The following is a 17,220-nucleotide window of genomic DNA, read 5'->3' as shown; positions in this document are numbered from 1 at the left end:
ATACTTCTTACCTCCAGAAAATTGATATGTTAAATTTATTTCGCTACTTCTGTTTGCTTTTTCAATTGTGCTGATGAATAAATCCAGCTTAAAACTAAACCTACTGCAAATGTTAGTAATACGCCAAGGCTGTTACCTTCGAAAATTCCTTTTGCAAATATAGCAGGGAAAATCGGATTTGAAGTGAACAGAAGTCCAACAATAACACTCACAAACCATATAATTACATTCCCTTTATTCACAGCAATATTTTTATCACCTGAAATGATATCAGGATCATAGCCTTGCTTTTTACGAAGAATAATGTAATCCGCTACGAATACAGCTGTCCAAGCAGCCAAGCCGATACCGACAACCCCTAAGAACATTTGGAATGAACCTAAGAAGTCTCCATTGATGAATAACACATAAGTCGGAAGCAATACCATGATTGCACCGTGGAAAATAATCGATGTTCGATCTGAAAGCTTAATATTTGTAGCTTCTAAAGCATTACGTCCTGAACGAAGTGAAATAACTGCCGGTGGGATAATACCACCTAATGCTGTAATAAAGTATGGAATAACCATCCATTTAGGCATTTGTAAAGCTAATGCCGCAATTGGATCCGCAGAATTCACAAGTTCAGGGTTCGTTGCATTCATTAAAATACCCAAGAACATAATGACAAACAGTGGTGAAGCTGATGCGAACGTTGTTGTCCAGAAAATCGCTTTATTCGAAGACTCGGGACTTTGATAACAAGAGTAATCACTCGCACACATTGCCCAACTTAGTGCAGAACCTGCAATTATAATGGAAATCGCAGGAAGTACCCCGCCAATCCAGTCTCCATTTGGCATATTCACAAGTGCTGACCAATCAGTTTGCGGTACTAAAATAACCAATACAACTACTGTTAGTGCACCGAAAATGTAAGTAAATATTGTTTGAGCTTTAACAAGTGTTTCTTGATTCACAAGAGATAATGCCATAATCGCAATCGCAAGACCGATTAACCCGATTATTTGTGTTGTTGTTGTTACTTCTAATCCAAGTGCAGTAACAATGGCATTAATGGAGAAAATACCAGTAGGAACGTTACCGACACTCAGCCAACCAATCAAACAGATCCATGCCAGTACAGCTGGAATCAAGTTCCCTTTTGTTCCAAAGGGTGCGCGTGATAAAACAAATGTCGGTGCTTGTCCTAGCTTACCTGGTAAACTAAGATAGCCGATAAGCGCAAACGATGCTGCCCCTAAGAATGCAGCTACGACGGATTGAATGAAGTTAAGACCATAACTAACAATAATTCCTCCATAAACCAATCCCATGATACCGATATTCAATGAAAACCATATCCAAAATAACTGCTTAGGTTGCCCAACTCTTTCATTTTCCGGAATTAAATCAGGATATTTTTGACTCATTTCCTAAGACCTCTTTCTATTTTATAGTTAACTTCCCCTAAAACATTGTAATTTATGAGTGATTCATGATTTTTTATTAAAGTTTTTTATGACCTCACTTTCCTCATCTTATAATTAACGTCTGATGTCAGACCTCTAAAATTTAAAAAAGAAAAACATAAGTTTTCTCATTTTGTGAGCACTTACATTACGTTTATATAATAACACCACATGAATAATTTTTTAAATAATATTTGAAGAAAAAAGTTTGAGATATGACTTTTTTTTAACAATTTACGCACCCTCAAGTCCCTTTCAATTCCTAAATAAAAAAAGTCATCTTTGTAGGAATAAACTACAAAGATGACCTTTTTATACATTATAAAAATTTACGATTTATTAAATACGACCGAAGCCTACTAAATATTTGTTCCACCAATCTAATGATTCAATAACGACACCTTTGTTTTGTGCGTTAATCATTGTGTTGTTACCCATGTAAATACCTACATGGGCAACACCTGATCCGTAACTGAAGAATACTAAGTCCCCAACACGTGCTTCACTAGCAGAAATACGCTTTGTTGATAAGTATTGTTGTGATGCTGTACGTGGTAATGATACGCCAGCTTGTTTATAAGACCATTGTACAAGACCTGAACAGTCAAAGCCTGTTGATGGATTGCTACCGCCCCAAACATAAGGGCGACCTAAAAATTGCTTTGCTACTGAAATAGCATCACCTGAAGATGCAGTGCCTGCACCTGAACCAACTACGATTGTTTGCGGTTTACCGTTTTTCGTTGTTTGCATTACTGGTGTAGCTGCTTGAAGTGCACGAAGTCGAGCCGCTTCTTCTTCAGCAGCTTTACGCGCTGCCTCTAAGCGTTCTTCCTCTTGCTTCGTTGCAATTTGAGCTTGTAATGCTAGTGATTTTGCTTCATTTTCAGCTTTTTTAACTTCCATTTCGCTTTCTGTTTGTTGAAGCTCTTGGAATTGCTTTTGTAACTCTTGTTGTTTTTCATCTAATGTAGCTTTTTGTACTTTTAAGCTTGCTTTATCAGCTTCTTGTTGGTCAACTAATTCTTGGTCAGCATCCATTAATGTTTTAACCGCTACGACACGGTCCATTAAATCTGCAAAACTTTTTGATTCAAGTACAACGCTTAAATAAACACCCACAGTGTTATCTTGTGCTTGGTATGCTGCCATACGATCACTTAAAATAGCTGTACGTTGCTCAATACGCTTTTCTGTTTCAACAATACTTGCATCTACTTCTTTAATATCAGCTTGTACTTGATTGAACACTTTTATTTTTGCATCCATATCTTCTTGAAGCTGTGTTAACTCCGCTTCTAATTTTTTTACTTCTGCATCAATTTGTGCCTTCTTCTCAATCATTTGTTGAGAAGTTTCTTCTGCTTGTACTTCTATTGGTTGAACTGTATTAAATAATATGCCGCCAGCTAAAGCTAGTGCTAGCACCATCGATTTACGCCATTTGTTACGTTTACCCACGAATACTCATTTCCCTTCGAACATTTATTTCGCTCTTAGTTCCTATGTATACAATCACTTGAACGATGTTTTATATTTTTATTTCCCTATATTTATATTAGCCGTTTCCTAGTTTAGCATTTACACACAAACTTTTATACTATTTTTCAGCTTTTTAATAGTTTAGTAAAACTCGCAATACATTTGTAATATTATCGAAATCGACGTTTTTTTCTACATTAAGTGCTTGATCGACTACAAAAAGTTATGTATATCTACAACTAAAGCAAATCCCCAGCGAAATTTGTAATGTTCCTGTAATATACGGAGACTAACCACCAAGAAACAAAAAGAAGGCAAGGGAAATAATCCCCTGCCTATTACTTCATTGAGCGTATAGCTTGAATCGATAATCGCACTAAAAGGATTGCACATAAGAACAACCCTAAATAGGCCGCTGTATTCAAGTACACCGCATATGCATCACGAATGAATTGTGAAATCGCTAAAAGGGCAACTGAAATAATACCAAATGTAATACCAACGAGTAATAAGACAAACCGAGCAAACAATTGTGTAACAAAGCGTGCATTATGCTCATCTGAGAAAATATCATGATGTAAGATAATTTTTCCGCTTTCAACTCGCTGAATGAGTTGATCTACTCGTCTTGGCATCTTCCTCAAAGTAGGGATAAGCATTGATAGCTCTTCTTGCAAACGCTCCTTTGTCGCTCTTGGTTCTTTAAATGGCTTTAAAAAAGAGGCTCTCATGTACGTAGAAGAAAAATCCTTTGCTTCAGTAAAAATATCAAACTGCCCATCGATTACTCGCAATGTTCCATCTAATGTAACGAGGGAACGTAACGCTAATCCTACTGACGGATAGAATGCCAATCCAAAATCACGCACAACCGTAAACAATGAATGTATCAATTCCTCAGTCGGAATGCGCTCTACATACGAAATTTTCAGCAATATTTGGTCTATCGCCTGTTCTATTTTGGCACGTTCTGCACGATCAGCATTTTCAACTAATAGCATTAAGCCATCGTACAATATACCTGAATCATTTTGCTGAATGCCCATTAAAAACAACTTCAATCCTTCTTGCTGTGTTGAGCCTAAACGACCTACCGCGCCAAAATCAAGAAGAATTGGCGTACCGTCTCGCCCATCAATGTAAATGTTTCCCGGATGAGGATCCGCGTGGAAAATCCCCGAAAACAGCATTTGCTCGAAAAATGAATACAGGACTGTTCTCGCAAACTCTCTCGGGTCTATCTGCAATCGTCTAAATTCTGACATCCCTACTGCAACACTTTTTCCGTGTACATACTCCATCACGATGATATCCCCATCACAATACTGTGTGTATATTTTCGGAATACGCACCTTATAATCACTTTTTGCTAGTGCATTTGTCACCTGCAATGTATTACGAACTTCAATATCTAAATGAATCTCTTCACGAAGTCCGTCCGCAAATCCTCCTGCAAGTTCTCGAAACCCTAAAGACTCTGCCCATGTCGATTTACTCGTAAACCAGTTTGCAAATTCCTCTAATATATCTAAATCATCACGCATAATACCCTTCACTTCAGGACGCAGTAATTTCACCACAACTTCATCGTGATTTTTCAGTCGCGCTTTATGTACTTGCCCTATTGAAGCCGCAGCAAGAGGTTCCATCTGGAATGTAGTAAATACCTGATTGAAATCCTTTGGCAATGAATGTTCCAAAATATTTGTTACCTGCTCACTTGGCAACGGTTTAACACTTTGTTGAAGCCGTTCTAATTCTTCGATAAACACTGGTGAGAATAGCTCTTTACGTGTCGATAGTACCTGCCCGAATTTGATAAATATTCCACCGCATTGCTCTAACGTCTTACGTAAGGCAATAGCTAGCTCTTTCTCATTTTCACGTTGCCTTGCGTATTTAATCGTTTGTACAACACCATTGGTAACGGCAATTCTCAATACCTGTCTTAGACGCTTTTGCTGACGCCAATAACTACGTATTCGAAATAATAATGATTTTTGACTATTACGGCGTTCTCCACCTGATATACCGATAGGATCAAATAATTCAAATACTAAATACAACAGCATGGAAATGAGCAGCATACTCCCTACCCATATAAGTGTACTGACCTCCATTACCATTTCCATCATGCTTTCTGACATAAAATCCGTATGGCGTAAATATGAATACCAATACACGAAAGATGTGAGAATCACACTAAGGAAAACCGATAGCACACGGCGCACAAAGTTAATACTCGAGCCAATTAACCGACCACTGACAAAATAAATAAAACCCGAAACGATAAGTAGTTGAATAAGAAATTTTATATACATCAACAGTGTCACTCCCTGTGTCTCTACCTAATATTTCTAGTATACCAAATTCATGTCCGTTCTTTCTTTTAAGAGCCGGTTGTATGATTCTTTAAAATTCTAATCTCTCTGAACTTTTTTGTTGATAATATACCTACCAGGGTATATTATCTTATTAAGACAAAATCTTTAATAGTTGTTTTCAAGTAAAATCCCAATTAAAACAACAGTTTACACTCTTTATACCCGAGCAAGTATACTAAGTAAGAAGGACGTGTATGTACATGAGTAAAAAGTTTTTAGTAGTAGGTGGCGTCGCTGGTGGTGCCTCAACAGCTGCACGGATTCGACGTTTAGATGAGCAAGCTGAGGTGATTATGTTCGAGAAGGGACCAAATGTTTCTTTTTCAAACTGTTCTTTACCCTTCCATTTAAGTGGAATCGTTGAGAACAGTAATAAACTTGTTTTAATGACTCCCCAGGCTTTCCAAAAAAAATATAATATTGAAGCACGTGTAAATCAAGAAGTTATGCGTATTAATCGTGATAAAAAAACTGTTACTGTCAACAATATAGCTACAGGTGACTCCTATGAAGAAAGCTACGATGTATTAGTTCTATCACCTGGTGCAAGCCCAATCGTACCAAATTTAGAAGGCATAGAGAGCCCACATGTCTTTACTGTACGCAATGTCGTCGATATCGAACGCTTAAATAATTATGTGAAAAGTGATGATATAGAGGATATTGCCGTTATCGGCGGTGGATTTATCGGAGTAGAAGTAGCTGAAAACCTACGTCTTGCGGGCCTTAACGTTTCACTCGTTGAATTTAGCAATCAAATTATGATGCCGTTTGATTATGATATGGCACAAATCTTACACAAAGAAATGTTGGATAAGGGCGTAAATGTAATTGTAAATGACGGTCTTGCGAAAGTAACAAAAGACTATGTAGAACTAAATTCAGGCAAACAGGTGAAGGCGCAAGCAATCGTACTAGCAATCGGCGTACGTCCTGAAATTAAGTTAGCTAAAGAAGCCGGACTTGCTATCGGAGAACTTGGCGGCATTCAAGTAGACGGCAACTATGTCACTTCAGATCCATCCATCTATGCTGTGGGCGATGCGATAGAAGTATTTCATCAGCTAACGCGTAAACCAACTCGCCTAGCATTAGCAGGTCCTGCACAACGCCAAGCACGTGCAGCAGCAAACCATATGTATAATATGCCTCAACACAACAAAGGGGTTATCGGTTCATCTAGCGTGCAAATTTTCGATCTTGTATGTGCTTCAACAGGCTTAAATGAAAAAATGGCGCTCTCAAATGGATACCAAGCAAAAAGTGTTTATGTAATTGCTCCTGATAAAGTTGGTTTAATGCCAAATAGTAATCCACTTCATTTCAAACTCATTTACGAAATACCAACAGGGAAAATACTTGGTGCACAAGCAATTGGAAAAGGCAATGCTGATAAACGCATTGACGTCATTGCAACACTGATTACAATGGGTGGCACACTCGAAGACTTAAAAGAGCTTGAATTATCGTACTCACCAATGTTCAGCACAGCACGTGATGTTGTTAATTTAGCAGCGCTTGTAGCACAAAATCAATTATTCGGTCGCTACAAACAAGTCAATGTCGAAGAGGTCCGTAGTCTTGTAGAAAATGGAGCTTATATTTTGGACGTCCGTGAAACAAACGAATATGAAGCTGGTCATTTGATTAATGCCGTAAACATTCCACTAAGTGAACTTCGTGAACGGATGAACGAAATTCCACAAGATGTGCCTGTATACGTGCACTGTCGCTCAGGTCAGCGTAGCTACAATGCGGTTATGGCTCTACAAAATAACGGTTTTTCTAATGTCTATAATGTATCAGGTTCATTCCTCGGTATTTGTTTATATGAATATTTCAATGACCTTACAACTGGTCGTAAAAAAATTGTTACAGAATATAACTTTAAGTAACACAAAAGGGATGCGGCATATTGCTGCATCCCTTTTTATTTAATTCGTAGATAGTACTTGCTCCCAATCAATCGTTCCATTTTTCACTTGTTCACGCTTTTCTTTATCCATGATATCGTTTGGACGACCACCTTTTGGCCAGTCTTTATCATGATTTGCCCATTCAGGTCGATCTTGCGATAAAATATATGCTGCTAAATCTGAGGCATCTTGGTCTGTTAATGTACCAGCAGCACCGATTGGCATATTGTTTTGAATATAACCAGCCATCTTCGATAATCGTGCCATACCAGCACCATCGTTGAATGAATTTTCTCCCCATAATGCAGGGCCTGTATTGGCACCGATACCCGAGCCATCTACTGCATGACAACTAATACAAGATTGTGCATACACTTCTTCGCCGTTAGCTACATCTGGCACAGGAATATTTTCCATATTACTCGTACCTGCCCATTCACGTTTTGCTCCAATAGGTACACCTTCTGAAATATATGCGAAGTACGCGACCATTGCCTCTAGCTCATCACTATTTGCTTCGAATTTTTTACCGTTCATACTACGTACCATACAGCCATTAATGCGTTCCTCAATCGTCACAATATCTCCTGAACGTCCAATGTATTGTGGATAATTTGCCATAACCCCTACTAAAGATGATGCTTGCTCATCATAACCTGCTCCTGCGTGACAACTTGTACATGATAATTGATTGCCAACGTATTCTTCTGCTGCTACATGTGTGTTATTCACAAGCTCATAGCCATATAAGATATCTTCTTTCATAGGGCCATCTGGCACTTCTTCAATACTCGGTGGCGCATATGCTACTGTTTGAGCCGCTCCAGTTGAAGGTGTTTGTGTTTGTACAGCTGCTTCCTGTATTTCTCCATTCGCATCACCTAAAATTTTGTCACTGATTACCGCTCCAACAAAAAGTGTACCTGCTAATAAAATTGTTCCGCCTATTCCAGCTACTGCTATTTTCATTATGAATACCCCCTCTTGTATCGTTACTCTTATGTTACCAATATAATGAATTTCTAGATGTGATTTTCCTCACACTTCATCATTTTAGAACCAAATAGAAGATATAAATGGATATAATTTGAAATTATTTTTGTTATACAACACAATAAATCAAACTTAATACCCCTTGTTGTTTTTATTTTTTTGTGAAAATAAAAATGTCGAGCACAGTTACATACTCGACATGTTTATATGCTCCTATAATTTACACTCACCGTCCGCACACACAGATTCTCCATCACCGACCATCTTCAATGCTGGTTTAATGCCTGCGATTTCAGCCGCTTGATGCAATGTACGGATAAATACTTCATTCGGCTCTGCACCTTTAATGCCGTAGCGATTTTCAAACACAAAGAAAGGTACGCTTTGTACACCAATCTGTTGCGCATCATAGCGATCTTTGTCTAAGGCTTCTATAAAGTCATTTGAAGTAAGAACAGACTTTGCAGATTCCACACTTAAATTTAAATCTGCTGTCACTTCAAGTAAGAATGCATCATCATTTAAATCTTTACCTGCTGTAAAATAACCACTCATTAGGGCTTCAGTAAAGGCAGCTTCCTTGCCAAACTGCTTTGTCCATTTCGCAAGACGGTGTGCTTTTTCAGTATGCGCCGTTTTCATATCTTCAAAGTTGTAGTGAAGACCCACTTTAGCTGCACGCATTGCAATGCCTTTTGTCATTTCTTTTACATCATCTATAGAAGCATCAAATTTTGCAGCCATCCCTTCATACAAAGAAGGAGTATTTCCCTTTGGTGTCTCAGGTCCAATTTGATATGTTTTATATTCAATTTCCACCTGACCTGCATAGCCTGCTGTTTCAATTGCAAGTTCTAATTCACGTTTCCCAATATAACAAAACGGACATGTGAAATCCGAGAAAATTTCAATTTTCATTCTTAAACCTCCTACAAGATATCCAACCAAATTTTGATTGCAGTCGCTAAAATCAGCACCGCTAAAAATCCTTGTAATGCTTTCGTATTCATTTTTTTACCGGCTTTTGCGCCAAGCGGAGCCGCAATTAAACTTGCTACAATCATTATTGCAGCTGGGTAATAATCGACTTGCCCTGTCATAAGTTTACCAATTGTACCACCAATGGATGAAATAAAGGTTATCGCGAGACTCGTCGCAATTGTCATACGTGTAGGAATTCCTAAAACCACGAGCATAATTGGTACCAGCAAGAAGCCACCCGCAGCCCCGACAATACCTGAACCAACGCCCACAATTAATGCTAACCCCGCAGCTAATGGCTTATTGAATATGATGTCATCCATTGGCTTATCATCAATTTGCTTCTTCGGAATAAACATCATAATTGCTGCAATTAATGCTAAAACACCGTAGACAACATTAACGCCTTCCTCCGATAAAAACTGCGAACCATAGCTGCCCACAAAGCTACCCGCTAAAATGGCACCACCCATATAAATGATGAGCGATTTATTTAAATAACCACCTTTTCGATAAGCCCACACGCCCGCAATTGAGGCAAAAAACACTTGAACAGCGCTAATTCCTGAAACCTCATGTGCTGTAAACGCTGTAAATCCAAGTAGCGGTGGAATATATAATAACATCGGATATTTAATAATCGACCCACCAATGCCAAGCATCCCGGATATATACGAGCCCACAAAACCGATTAAAAATATCGTAATAATCCATGTTATATCCATTATTCTTTCCTTCTTTCTATATTGAAAGGGTGAGTGTCCAAACTTGAACACTCACCAACTGAATTACGCTTTTTGAATAAAGAATATAAGTACGCCAGCGTCTTCAGATTGATCTAAAATCGTGTGGCCTCCTGCTTTTGCCCAAGCTGGGATGTCTGCTAGGGAACCTTTATCTGTTACATGTACTTCTAAAATTTCACCTGAGGCTAATGTATCCATTGCCTTTTTTGTTTTGACGATTGGCATCGGACAAGATAAGCCTTTTGCGTCTAATTGTAAGTTTGAATTCATATTGCTCTCCTTCTGAACGGTAAGCGATTTTACCAGTTCTTTTTGATTTTTTCCGAGTTTGCGAAAGATAAGCGCCTTCGCATCTCGATATTTGCATGCGACTAACATGCATGCGTATTCATTACACTTCAGCATTCCTATCCTTTTATCTTACGGCACAACGATTTGGACCGATTTCCATTTCTGTTTGCTCTTCTTGGGCTGGTGTAATTATCCCCATGTTTACTTGGCGAATTTCCTGATACGCATTCGGTTGTGGTGGTAAATTATCCGTCACAATGCTACGGAATTTTGCTTCATCCTCAATATTCAAACCGTGGTTTTCTGCAAATAATTCACCTAGACTTTTTGCAACCGTACCATCTTCATTTAACTCATCAATAATCATAAAGTGAGCTGGTAATACAATTAATTCATCCGATAATTCACGGTAACGTTTGTAAAGTGTTTCACGTAAATCACCCACCCAATCTTCAGCAAGTCCCGCTAAATCAGGACGTCCAATTGAATCGATAAATAAAATGTCCCCTGTCAATAAGTATTTACTGTCTACAACGAATGAAGTTGAACCAATCGTGTGACCTGGTGAATAAATCGCGCCTACGTCAATCTTCGATGCACCAATTTGCACTGCTGTACCATCTACTAAGGGTGTGTAATTAAATACAACTTCTTCTGCATCCTTTGGTGGTAAGTAATACGTTGCACCCGTTCCAGCTGCGATATGACGTCCACCCGAAATGTGATCGGCATGTAAATGGGTATCAAATACATGTTTGATTTTCACATTTTTTTCTTCTGCAAACTTCGTAAATACTTCTGTAAAGCGCACTGCATCAATAATTGCCGCCTCACCCTCAGAAATCACCATATACGAAAGACAACCTTTTCCTAAGCGAACGAATTGGTACAACTCACCGCCATCTGTTAAATTGCCTACTTTAATCGGCTCTAAGTATTCACTCCATGTTTTCATACCACCTACTAAATAACCAACAGGGCGCCCAGCATCAGCAAGCATTTCTGCAACCATCAGAGATGACCCTTCTTTTGCACAAACTACTAATACATCTTTATCTGTTGGGATTTTCGGTAAGATTTCTTCTACACCATCAAGTAACTCGAAATACGGAATATTGAGGTATTCAAACTTATGCCCCTCGATTTTCCAATCTTCAAATGCATCATTATTACGTACATCTAGAATAAATAGATCATCATTATTAATTACTTTTTTCGCTACATCTGCAGCGCTCCATTGTTGAACCGACATTCACTTACCCCCACAGGTATTATTTTGTTGATTTTTTTAGCGGAAAGGACATGCCTCTCCGCTCATCTATTAATTGTTTAATAATTAGAATGTTAATGTTGGTGCTGCATCTTTAGCAAACTCTAAGAATGTTACTGCGCCACCCACTTCAATACCATCAACGAAATCTTCTGTTGTTAAGCCCATTACATCCATAGTCATTTGGCAACCGATAAATTTCACACCTAACTCTTGCGCCATCTCTACTAATTGCGGAATCGCAGGTACATTAGCTTTAGCAAAACCTTCAGCAAAATGCTCTTTTCCAACAGGCATTGGTAATGCATGCATACCTTGCTTGTGAATTAAATTTAACCCTTCAAATGTAAAGAAAATTGCTACTTCCTTCTCAGAAGCCGCCGCTGCTGTTGCGATATTGAACACTTTATACGCATCGAAAAGACCACCGTTACTTGCAATAATTGCTACTTTGTTTGACATAATAAATTCCTCCAATTAAATTGATTTTTTTAGTTCGTCCGTCCAAGCTGTCATACCCGGTAGGACGTTGAATACCTTAGTAAACCCATTTACCGTAAGCTTTTGCGCTGCTAAATCACTGCGCTTTCCTGTACGACAAATCACATAAATCTCCTGAGCCTTGTTGAGTTCAGCCATTCGAGTAGGTAGCTCACCCATTGGTATTGATTTCGCACCCTCAATATGACCAAAAGCAAACTCCGCTTCCTCTCGCACATCAAGAATAAGTCCACCTCTACCAACGATTTCACCTAGATCGATTGTCTGCTCAAATGTTTTTTCGACTACTGTGTCATCTGTACATTTACGAATATAGTGCTTTAACACAGCATCCTCCTCAGTTGTCCCAATATATTGATGACCTACTGTTTCAGCCCAAGCTGCAATATCCGCCTTCGAGCCTTTATCTGTTGCTGCCACTTCTAAAATTTGACCTTCTACTAATTCAGCCATTGCCTTCTTCGTCTTCACGATGGGCATAGGACAGGCAAGCCCCTTTGCATCTAGCTGAAAATCTGATTTAATACTCATAACTTCCTCCTTATACCTACAAGGGTATTATTTTTGCTAAAAAAATATAGCGAGGTCTCTTGAGTCCATTTTTTACTTTACTTCGCCTTCCCAAGCGAGCATACCACCAACCATATTGGTCACATCAAAGCCTTGGCTTTCTAAAAAGTGAGTAGCACGACCACTTCGCGCACCTGAACGACAAACTATAATATATGTTTCATTTTTATTTAATTCATTCATTCGAAATTCAAGTAAACCAAGTGGGATGTGGAGAATACCTGGAATATGACCAGCTTCTACTTCATCTACTTCACGGACATCAATTAAATTTAAAGATCGCCCTTGCTCCAAAACCGTCTGCACTTCTTTTGCTGAAATTTCTTTCATGTTATTCTCCCCCTAATAAGCGCTCATACCACCGCGGACATTTGTCACACGTTCAAACCCTTGTTTTTTTAACTTTTTACACGCTTGACTGCTTCGCATACCACTTTGGCAAATCACCACAATTTCTTTATCTTTCGGTAATTTATCAAAACTAGAACCGAGTGGGATATTTTTAAATTGCGGAATGTTACGACCCTTGTATTCACCTGGCGTACGTACATCTATGAACACTTTATCCTTATCATTTAAAACATTTTTTAGTTGTGCTGTTGAAATTGACTGCACACCTTTTGTCGGTTTCATTCGCCATACTAAAAATGCTACAAGAACAGCTATAATAATCCATGTTTCCAAACAATCTTCCTCCTCATTTATACTGTTAAGGGTATAATGCGTTTATCTACTTTTCACGACTAAATCCATCGCTTCCTGAATGGCTGAATTCATTTTTTCTGAATTTCCTTCAGCAGTCGTTACACAATTCAGTAGGTTTTCACTAACAATAACACCAATAGTTCGATCCACTGCTGAACGCACGGCAGATAGCTGTGTAATCACATCTTTACAGTCCTGCCCTTCTTCCATCATGCGTAAAACTCCACGCAATTGACCTTCCATTCGCTTCACTCGATTTGCTGTTTTCGCGTTATATGCCATACTGTGCACGCCTCCCTCCGAAACGATTGGATAAACTTGTTTACACGATTCATAATATACCCCATTAGGTATAATGTCAACGTGAAAGCTCATTGTTTTTTATAATTTACTCACAATGAGTAAATCAACAAACATTTATTACTATCTGATAAAGTGGTAGTTGCTTTCCGCTCCAGCACTCACTTTCCACTGGCGAGCGTCAAGCAACTACTAGCTATTAAGGAAATCAAGCTCCTGTTAATAAATATGAGTAATACTGTTAAAGTTTTAGTAATTTTAGAAAGCTATTTGATTGGAGTGTAGGCTGGGCGACTCCTGGGGGATTAGCGTACAAGATGAGACCCTGGAGCGAGCTTGCGAGTGAAGCGGCTCATCGGACGCCCCCCGGAAAGCGCCCAGCCGGAACGGAAATCAACTTCTCGTTATGGTGATTAATCCTTATAAAAAGAATTGGATATTTCCGGATGTATCTTTACTCATAAAGAGCAATTTAATTACACCATATAAAAAAACACTGCCACGAGAATATCTACTCGTAACAGTGCTGAATTGAAATATTTATTTTGCTAATTGCATTGCTGGACCGAAGAATTCATAGTGAATTTTTTCATCTGCAACGCCGATTTCATGTAAATTTTTAATAACTGCTTCCATAAATCCTACTGGACCACATACATAAACATCTGCATTGTCTGCTACCTTTTCAGCTAACAATTCCTTTGTAATAAGCTTGTCTTCATCAGAATATAACGCTGTATAAGATGCATTAGGAAGGGCATTTACTTTTGCTTGGATGTCATCACTAAATGCTACTACTTGTGCATTACGTGCACATTGAATGAACTTCACTTCATTTGTTGCATCATCAGATAAAGATTGTAACATACTGTTTAAAGGTGTTACACCGATACCACCACTAATAAATGTAATAGGTGCTGATGATTCTTCTAACACAAATACGCCTGCTGGTACACTTACGTCTACCATATCGCCAACTTGTAATGTGTCATGAATATAGTTCGATACTTTACCATTCGGTGTATGATCACTTTCACGCTTCACAGAAATACGATAGCCTTCTTCTGCATTTGCTTGTGAAAGTGTGTATTGACGATTCATTAAATATTCTTCGTTCGGCATTTTTACACGAACACTAATATATTGACCTGGTTGATAAGCTGGTAGTGGTGAACCATCTTCCGTTACAAAATATACTGATGTAACAAGTTCACTTTCAACTACTTTTTTCGCTACTTTTAATGGTTTGAATAAACGCCATCCACCATTTACTTCAGCTTTTTGATATAACTCTTCTTCTACTTGGATGAATATATCAGCAATCACGCCATATGCTTCAGCCCATGCATTAATAATGTCCTCTGTTGCTGCATCGCCAAGAACTTCTTTAATTGCTTGCAATAGATTCTCCCCAACGATTGGGTAGTGCTCCGGTAAAATCCCTAAACTACGGTGTTTATGTGCAATTTGCATTACAGCTGGTAAAATTGCCTCTAAATTCTCGATGTGAACTGCTGCTGCATACACTGTATTTGCTAATGCTGTTTGTTGACGACCTTTTTCTTGGTTCGTATGATTAAAAATGTTCAATAACTCTGGATGTTTTAGAAACATATTTTTATAAAACGTCTTCGTAATCTCCACACCATGAACTTCTAATACTGGTACAGTCGCTTTAATAATTTGAACTGTTTCTTGTTTTAACATATCGCATAACCATCCTCTCGTGCTTCCAATGTAAACCTTTTAAATTACTAAAGCAATATGTAAAATACACCTTTAACAAAATGGACATAATTAATGTATTTTAAATACATCTTTTAAAAAAATCATTCGTTACACATTGAAATCGGGGAAAATGCTATAATCATATTGAACTTCGGAAAGTAGGGTGTTCCAATGCGATTAACTTTATACACTGATTACTCCCTTCGGACACTCATTTATCTAGGTGCCAAGGAAGATGGTCAACTATCAACCATTCAAGAAATTTCTGACGCCTATAATATATCGAAAAACCATTTAATGAAGGTGACCCATCAACTTGGTCAACTCGGTTACATCGAAACAATTCGTGGACGTGGTGGCGGTATTCGTCTTGCTATTGATCCAAAAGCTGTTACAATCGGTGAAATTGTGAGACATACTGAAGAAGATTTTCATCTTGTTGAATGCTTCGACAAAGAGAACAACTTATGTAAAATTGCACCGGAATGTCAGCTAAAGGGTGTGCTCTATGAAGCATTACAAGCATATCTTACTGTGTTAGATGGCTATTCATTAGACGACTTTTTACATTCTAAGGAAAAATTAATGGCACTCTTACGTGGCAATTAAAAATACCCGCCCAACAAAGGTTGAACGGGTATTTTTGTTATTTAGAAAAATTGTTGTTTTGTTATTGAATAATTTATCAAATACGGCTTAAATATAATATTTCCTGCACCAACTATCCACAGGTTATACAAAAGTTCTGAATTAAGAGCTAATACTTCTCCACAATGTGGACAATTACCATATCCATTCATGTATTATCCACAATAAAATCCACAATGCTTTTAGACGCAAAAAATCGAGTCTTTTTTCACCTCGATTTTACAAAGTCTTTGAAAAGACGATCATATCAATAGCACGTATACCATTTTCATAAATAGGCTCTGAGTAGTTACTGAAAAAGTCTTTTTTAATCTTGTCCATTCGAAAACCTGCTTTTTGATAGAAGGCGATATTATCTATACTAGAATTCGCTGTACCCACAATGACTTGTGTATAACCTTTTGCTTGGTATCTATCACTAATCAGTTGAAGTGCTACCTTGCCAATTCCCCGACCCTGGAATTCTGAAACAACGGCAATATTTTTCAATTCAATCGTCGTTTCGGATTGCTCAATCAGTAAGGCAACACCCGATAAATGCTCCCCACAACGGATAACATATAACTTACCATCATTCATATAGCTACGAACGACTTCTTCATCTTCATCTGCTAATAACAAGTAAGGTAAATAGCTCTCACGTTCACCTGTAATTTCCTCTAACGTTGTGTGGTAACGAATAAAATCCTCACGCTCAAAAACATTCAAAACACACGGCTGCTTTTCTTTAACCTCTAACCATGTATGCTCCTGTGGATAATCCTGCTCCACATTTAAACGGATAAATGGTAGCTTTTCTTGTGCCATTTTCGAGCGAATATTCACTTCTCTAGCACCCGCAAAAACACGATCTAAACCTAACTCAAAAAAGGCTATTTCAAGAATGGCAATTTTCGCATCTAAATTATAGCCTTTACCCCAAAATTCATAACCAAGCCATGAACCTATATGACAACTCTTTTTTTCATGATCAATGAACATGAGTGACGTTACACCAATGACTTGCCCCTCCTCATTCAAAACGACACGAGGAACCGATTTGCCCGCTTCTTCATCCACACTTTCACGCTTAATGAAGTTAATTGTATCTTCTACTTTACCCATAGGTAATCCTAGTGCATCTCGCACTTGTGGCATCGATGATAATGCATGTATTGCCTCTGCATATTTCAAATTGTGCTTTACTAAAGTTACTGCCATACTTTTTTCCCCTTTACTACGGCGCCATTGCCCCAAAGCACATAGGGCAAGTTG

General features: G+C 38.3%; 17 protein-coding genes. 2 read left to right on the top strand and 15 right to left on the bottom strand.

The window, feature by feature from the left end; translation table 11 throughout:
- Positions 1-35: 35 nt before the first annotated feature.
- From ACIQ2D_RS11955 to ACIQ2D_RS11945, 3 genes are all read right to left on the bottom strand, one after another.
- A complete protein-coding gene (locus tag ACIQ2D_RS11955; RefSeq protein ID WP_402864271.1) occupies positions 36-1,412 on the bottom strand; it encodes a purine-cytosine permease family protein in 1,377 nt (458 codons plus the stop codon).
- Positions 1,413-1,790: 378 nt separating this feature from the next.
- On the bottom strand, positions 1,791-2,912 hold the full coding sequence (locus tag ACIQ2D_RS11950; protein ID WP_402864269.1) for a C40 family peptidase: 1,122 nt from the start codon (positions 2,910-2,912) through the stop codon (positions 1,791-1,793).
- A 359-nt stretch (positions 2,913-3,271) separates the two neighbouring features.
- Complete coding sequence (locus tag ACIQ2D_RS11945) at positions 3,272-5,257, bottom strand: ABC1 kinase family protein (protein WP_402864267.1); 1,986 nt, start codon at positions 5,255-5,257, stop codon at positions 3,272-3,274.
- Between the two features lie 260 nt (positions 5,258-5,517).
- Between ACIQ2D_RS11945 and ACIQ2D_RS11940 the strand changes: the two genes are divergently transcribed.
- On the top strand, positions 5,518-7,212 hold the full coding sequence (locus ACIQ2D_RS11940) for an FAD-dependent oxidoreductase (RefSeq protein ID WP_402864265.1): 1,695 nt from the start codon (positions 5,518-5,520) through the stop codon (positions 7,210-7,212).
- Positions 7,213-7,251: 39 nt separating this feature from the next.
- On the opposite strand, the gene ACIQ2D_RS11935 is transcribed toward ACIQ2D_RS11940, so the two are convergent.
- The 11 genes from ACIQ2D_RS11935 to hmpA form a co-directional block, all read right to left on the bottom strand.
- Positions 7,252-8,202 (bottom strand): c-type cytochrome, encoded by a 951-nt coding sequence (locus ACIQ2D_RS11935; RefSeq protein WP_402864263.1) that lies wholly within the window; start codon positions 8,200-8,202, stop codon positions 7,252-7,254.
- Positions 8,203-8,439: 237 nt separating this feature from the next.
- Positions 8,440-9,144, bottom strand: a complete 705-nt coding sequence (locus tag ACIQ2D_RS11930; protein ID WP_402864261.1) for a DsbA family oxidoreductase — start codon at positions 9,142-9,144, stop codon at positions 8,440-8,442.
- 11 nt (positions 9,145-9,155) lie between these two features.
- Complete coding sequence (locus tag ACIQ2D_RS11925) at positions 9,156-9,932, bottom strand: sulfite exporter TauE/SafE family protein (protein WP_402864259.1); 777 nt, start codon at positions 9,930-9,932, stop codon at positions 9,156-9,158.
- Between the two features lie 63 nt (positions 9,933-9,995).
- Positions 9,996-10,223, bottom strand: a complete 228-nt coding sequence (locus ACIQ2D_RS11920; protein ID WP_402864257.1) for a sulfurtransferase TusA family protein — start codon at positions 10,221-10,223, stop codon at positions 9,996-9,998.
- A gap of 145 nt (positions 10,224-10,368) precedes the next feature.
- Positions 10,369-11,496 carry an MBL fold metallo-hydrolase gene (locus tag ACIQ2D_RS11915; protein WP_402864255.1) on the bottom strand — a complete coding sequence of 376 codons (1,128 nt, stop codon included), beginning with the start codon at positions 11,494-11,496 and terminating at the stop codon, positions 10,369-10,371.
- An 84-nt stretch (positions 11,497-11,580) separates the two neighbouring features.
- Positions 11,581-11,976, bottom strand: a complete 396-nt coding sequence (locus ACIQ2D_RS11910) for a DsrE/DsrF/DrsH-like family protein (RefSeq protein WP_402864253.1) — start codon at positions 11,974-11,976, stop codon at positions 11,581-11,583.
- Positions 11,977-11,991: 15 nt separating this feature from the next.
- Complete coding sequence (locus tag ACIQ2D_RS11905; protein WP_402864251.1) at positions 11,992-12,546, bottom strand: sulfurtransferase TusA family protein; 555 nt, start codon at positions 12,544-12,546, stop codon at positions 11,992-11,994.
- A gap of 72 nt (positions 12,547-12,618) precedes the next feature.
- On the bottom strand, positions 12,619-12,915 hold the full coding sequence (locus ACIQ2D_RS11900; RefSeq protein ID WP_402864249.1) for a rhodanese-like domain-containing protein: 297 nt from the start codon (positions 12,913-12,915) through the stop codon (positions 12,619-12,621).
- A 12-nt stretch (positions 12,916-12,927) separates the two neighbouring features.
- Positions 12,928-13,269, bottom strand: a complete 342-nt coding sequence (locus ACIQ2D_RS11895; RefSeq protein WP_402864247.1) for a rhodanese-like domain-containing protein — start codon at positions 13,267-13,269, stop codon at positions 12,928-12,930.
- A 42-nt stretch (positions 13,270-13,311) separates the two neighbouring features.
- A complete protein-coding gene (locus tag ACIQ2D_RS11890) occupies positions 13,312-13,572 on the bottom strand; it encodes a metal-sensitive transcriptional regulator (RefSeq protein ID WP_402864245.1) in 261 nt (86 codons plus the stop codon).
- 558 nt (positions 13,573-14,130) lie between these two features.
- Positions 14,131-15,297 (bottom strand): NO-inducible flavohemoprotein, encoded by a 1,167-nt coding sequence (hmpA, locus tag ACIQ2D_RS11885; protein WP_402864243.1) that lies wholly within the window; start codon positions 15,295-15,297, stop codon positions 14,131-14,133.
- A 192-nt stretch (positions 15,298-15,489) separates the two neighbouring features.
- Between hmpA and ACIQ2D_RS11880 the strand changes: the two genes are divergently transcribed.
- On the top strand, positions 15,490-15,927 hold the full coding sequence (locus ACIQ2D_RS11880; protein WP_402864242.1) for an Rrf2 family transcriptional regulator: 438 nt from the start codon (positions 15,490-15,492) through the stop codon (positions 15,925-15,927).
- 258 nt (positions 15,928-16,185) lie between these two features.
- Here ACIQ2D_RS11880 and ACIQ2D_RS11875 read toward each other — a convergent pair whose 3' ends face one another.
- On the bottom strand, positions 16,186-17,166 hold the full coding sequence (locus ACIQ2D_RS11875; RefSeq protein WP_402864241.1) for a GNAT family N-acetyltransferase: 981 nt from the start codon (positions 17,164-17,166) through the stop codon (positions 16,186-16,188).
- Positions 17,167-17,220: the final 54 nt, after the last annotated feature.

Source organism: Lysinibacillus sp. NPDC097287, assembly GCF_044761695.1.
In the GTDB taxonomy this organism is placed as follows: domain Bacteria; phylum Bacillota; class Bacilli; order Bacillales_A; family Planococcaceae; genus Lysinibacillus.
Note: the sequence above shows the minus strand (reverse complement) of the source record. Positions and strands in the feature narration are given on the sequence as shown.

Coding starts and splice junctions, on each gene's coding strand:
- ACIQ2D_RS11955 (WP_402864271.1), bottom strand. CDS start 1,412: ATGAGTCAAAAATATCCTGATTTAATTCCGGAAAATGAAAGAGTTGGG.
- ACIQ2D_RS11940 (WP_402864265.1), top strand. CDS start 5,518: ATGAGTAAAAAGTTTTTAGTAGTAGGTGGCGTCGCTGGTGGTGCCTCA.
- ACIQ2D_RS11935 (WP_402864263.1), bottom strand. CDS start 8,202: ATGAAAATAGCAGTAGCTGGAATAGGCGGAACAATTTTATTAGCAGGT.
- ACIQ2D_RS11930 (WP_402864261.1), bottom strand. CDS start 9,144: ATGAAAATTGAAATTTTCTCGGATTTCACATGTCCGTTTTGTTATATT.
- ACIQ2D_RS11925 (WP_402864259.1), bottom strand. CDS start 9,932: ATGGATATAACATGGATTATTACGATATTTTTAATCGGTTTTGTGGGC.
- ACIQ2D_RS11920 (WP_402864257.1), bottom strand. CDS start 10,223: ATGAATTCAAACTTACAATTAGACGCAAAAGGCTTATCTTGTCCGATG.
- ACIQ2D_RS11915 (WP_402864255.1), bottom strand. CDS start 11,496: ATGTCGGTTCAACAATGGAGCGCTGCAGATGTAGCGAAAAAAGTAATT.
- ACIQ2D_RS11910 (WP_402864253.1), bottom strand. CDS start 11,976: ATGTCAAACAAAGTAGCAATTATTGCAAGTAACGGTGGTCTTTTCGAT.
- ACIQ2D_RS11905 (WP_402864251.1), bottom strand. CDS start 12,546: ATGAGTATTAAATCAGATTTTCAGCTAGATGCAAAGGGGCTTGCCTGT.
- ACIQ2D_RS11900 (WP_402864249.1), bottom strand. CDS start 12,915: ATGAAAGAAATTTCAGCAAAAGAAGTGCAGACGGTTTTGGAGCAAGGG.
- ACIQ2D_RS11890 (WP_402864245.1), bottom strand. CDS start 13,572: ATGGCATATAACGCGAAAACAGCAAATCGAGTGAAGCGAATGGAAGGT.
- hmpA (WP_402864243.1), bottom strand. CDS start 15,297: ATGTTAAAACAAGAAACAGTTCAAATTATTAAAGCGACTGTACCAGTA.
- ACIQ2D_RS11880 (WP_402864242.1), top strand. CDS start 15,490: ATGCGATTAACTTTATACACTGATTACTCCCTTCGGACACTCATTTAT.
- ACIQ2D_RS11875 (WP_402864241.1), bottom strand. CDS start 17,166: ATGGCAGTAACTTTAGTAAAGCACAATTTGAAATATGCAGAGGCAATA.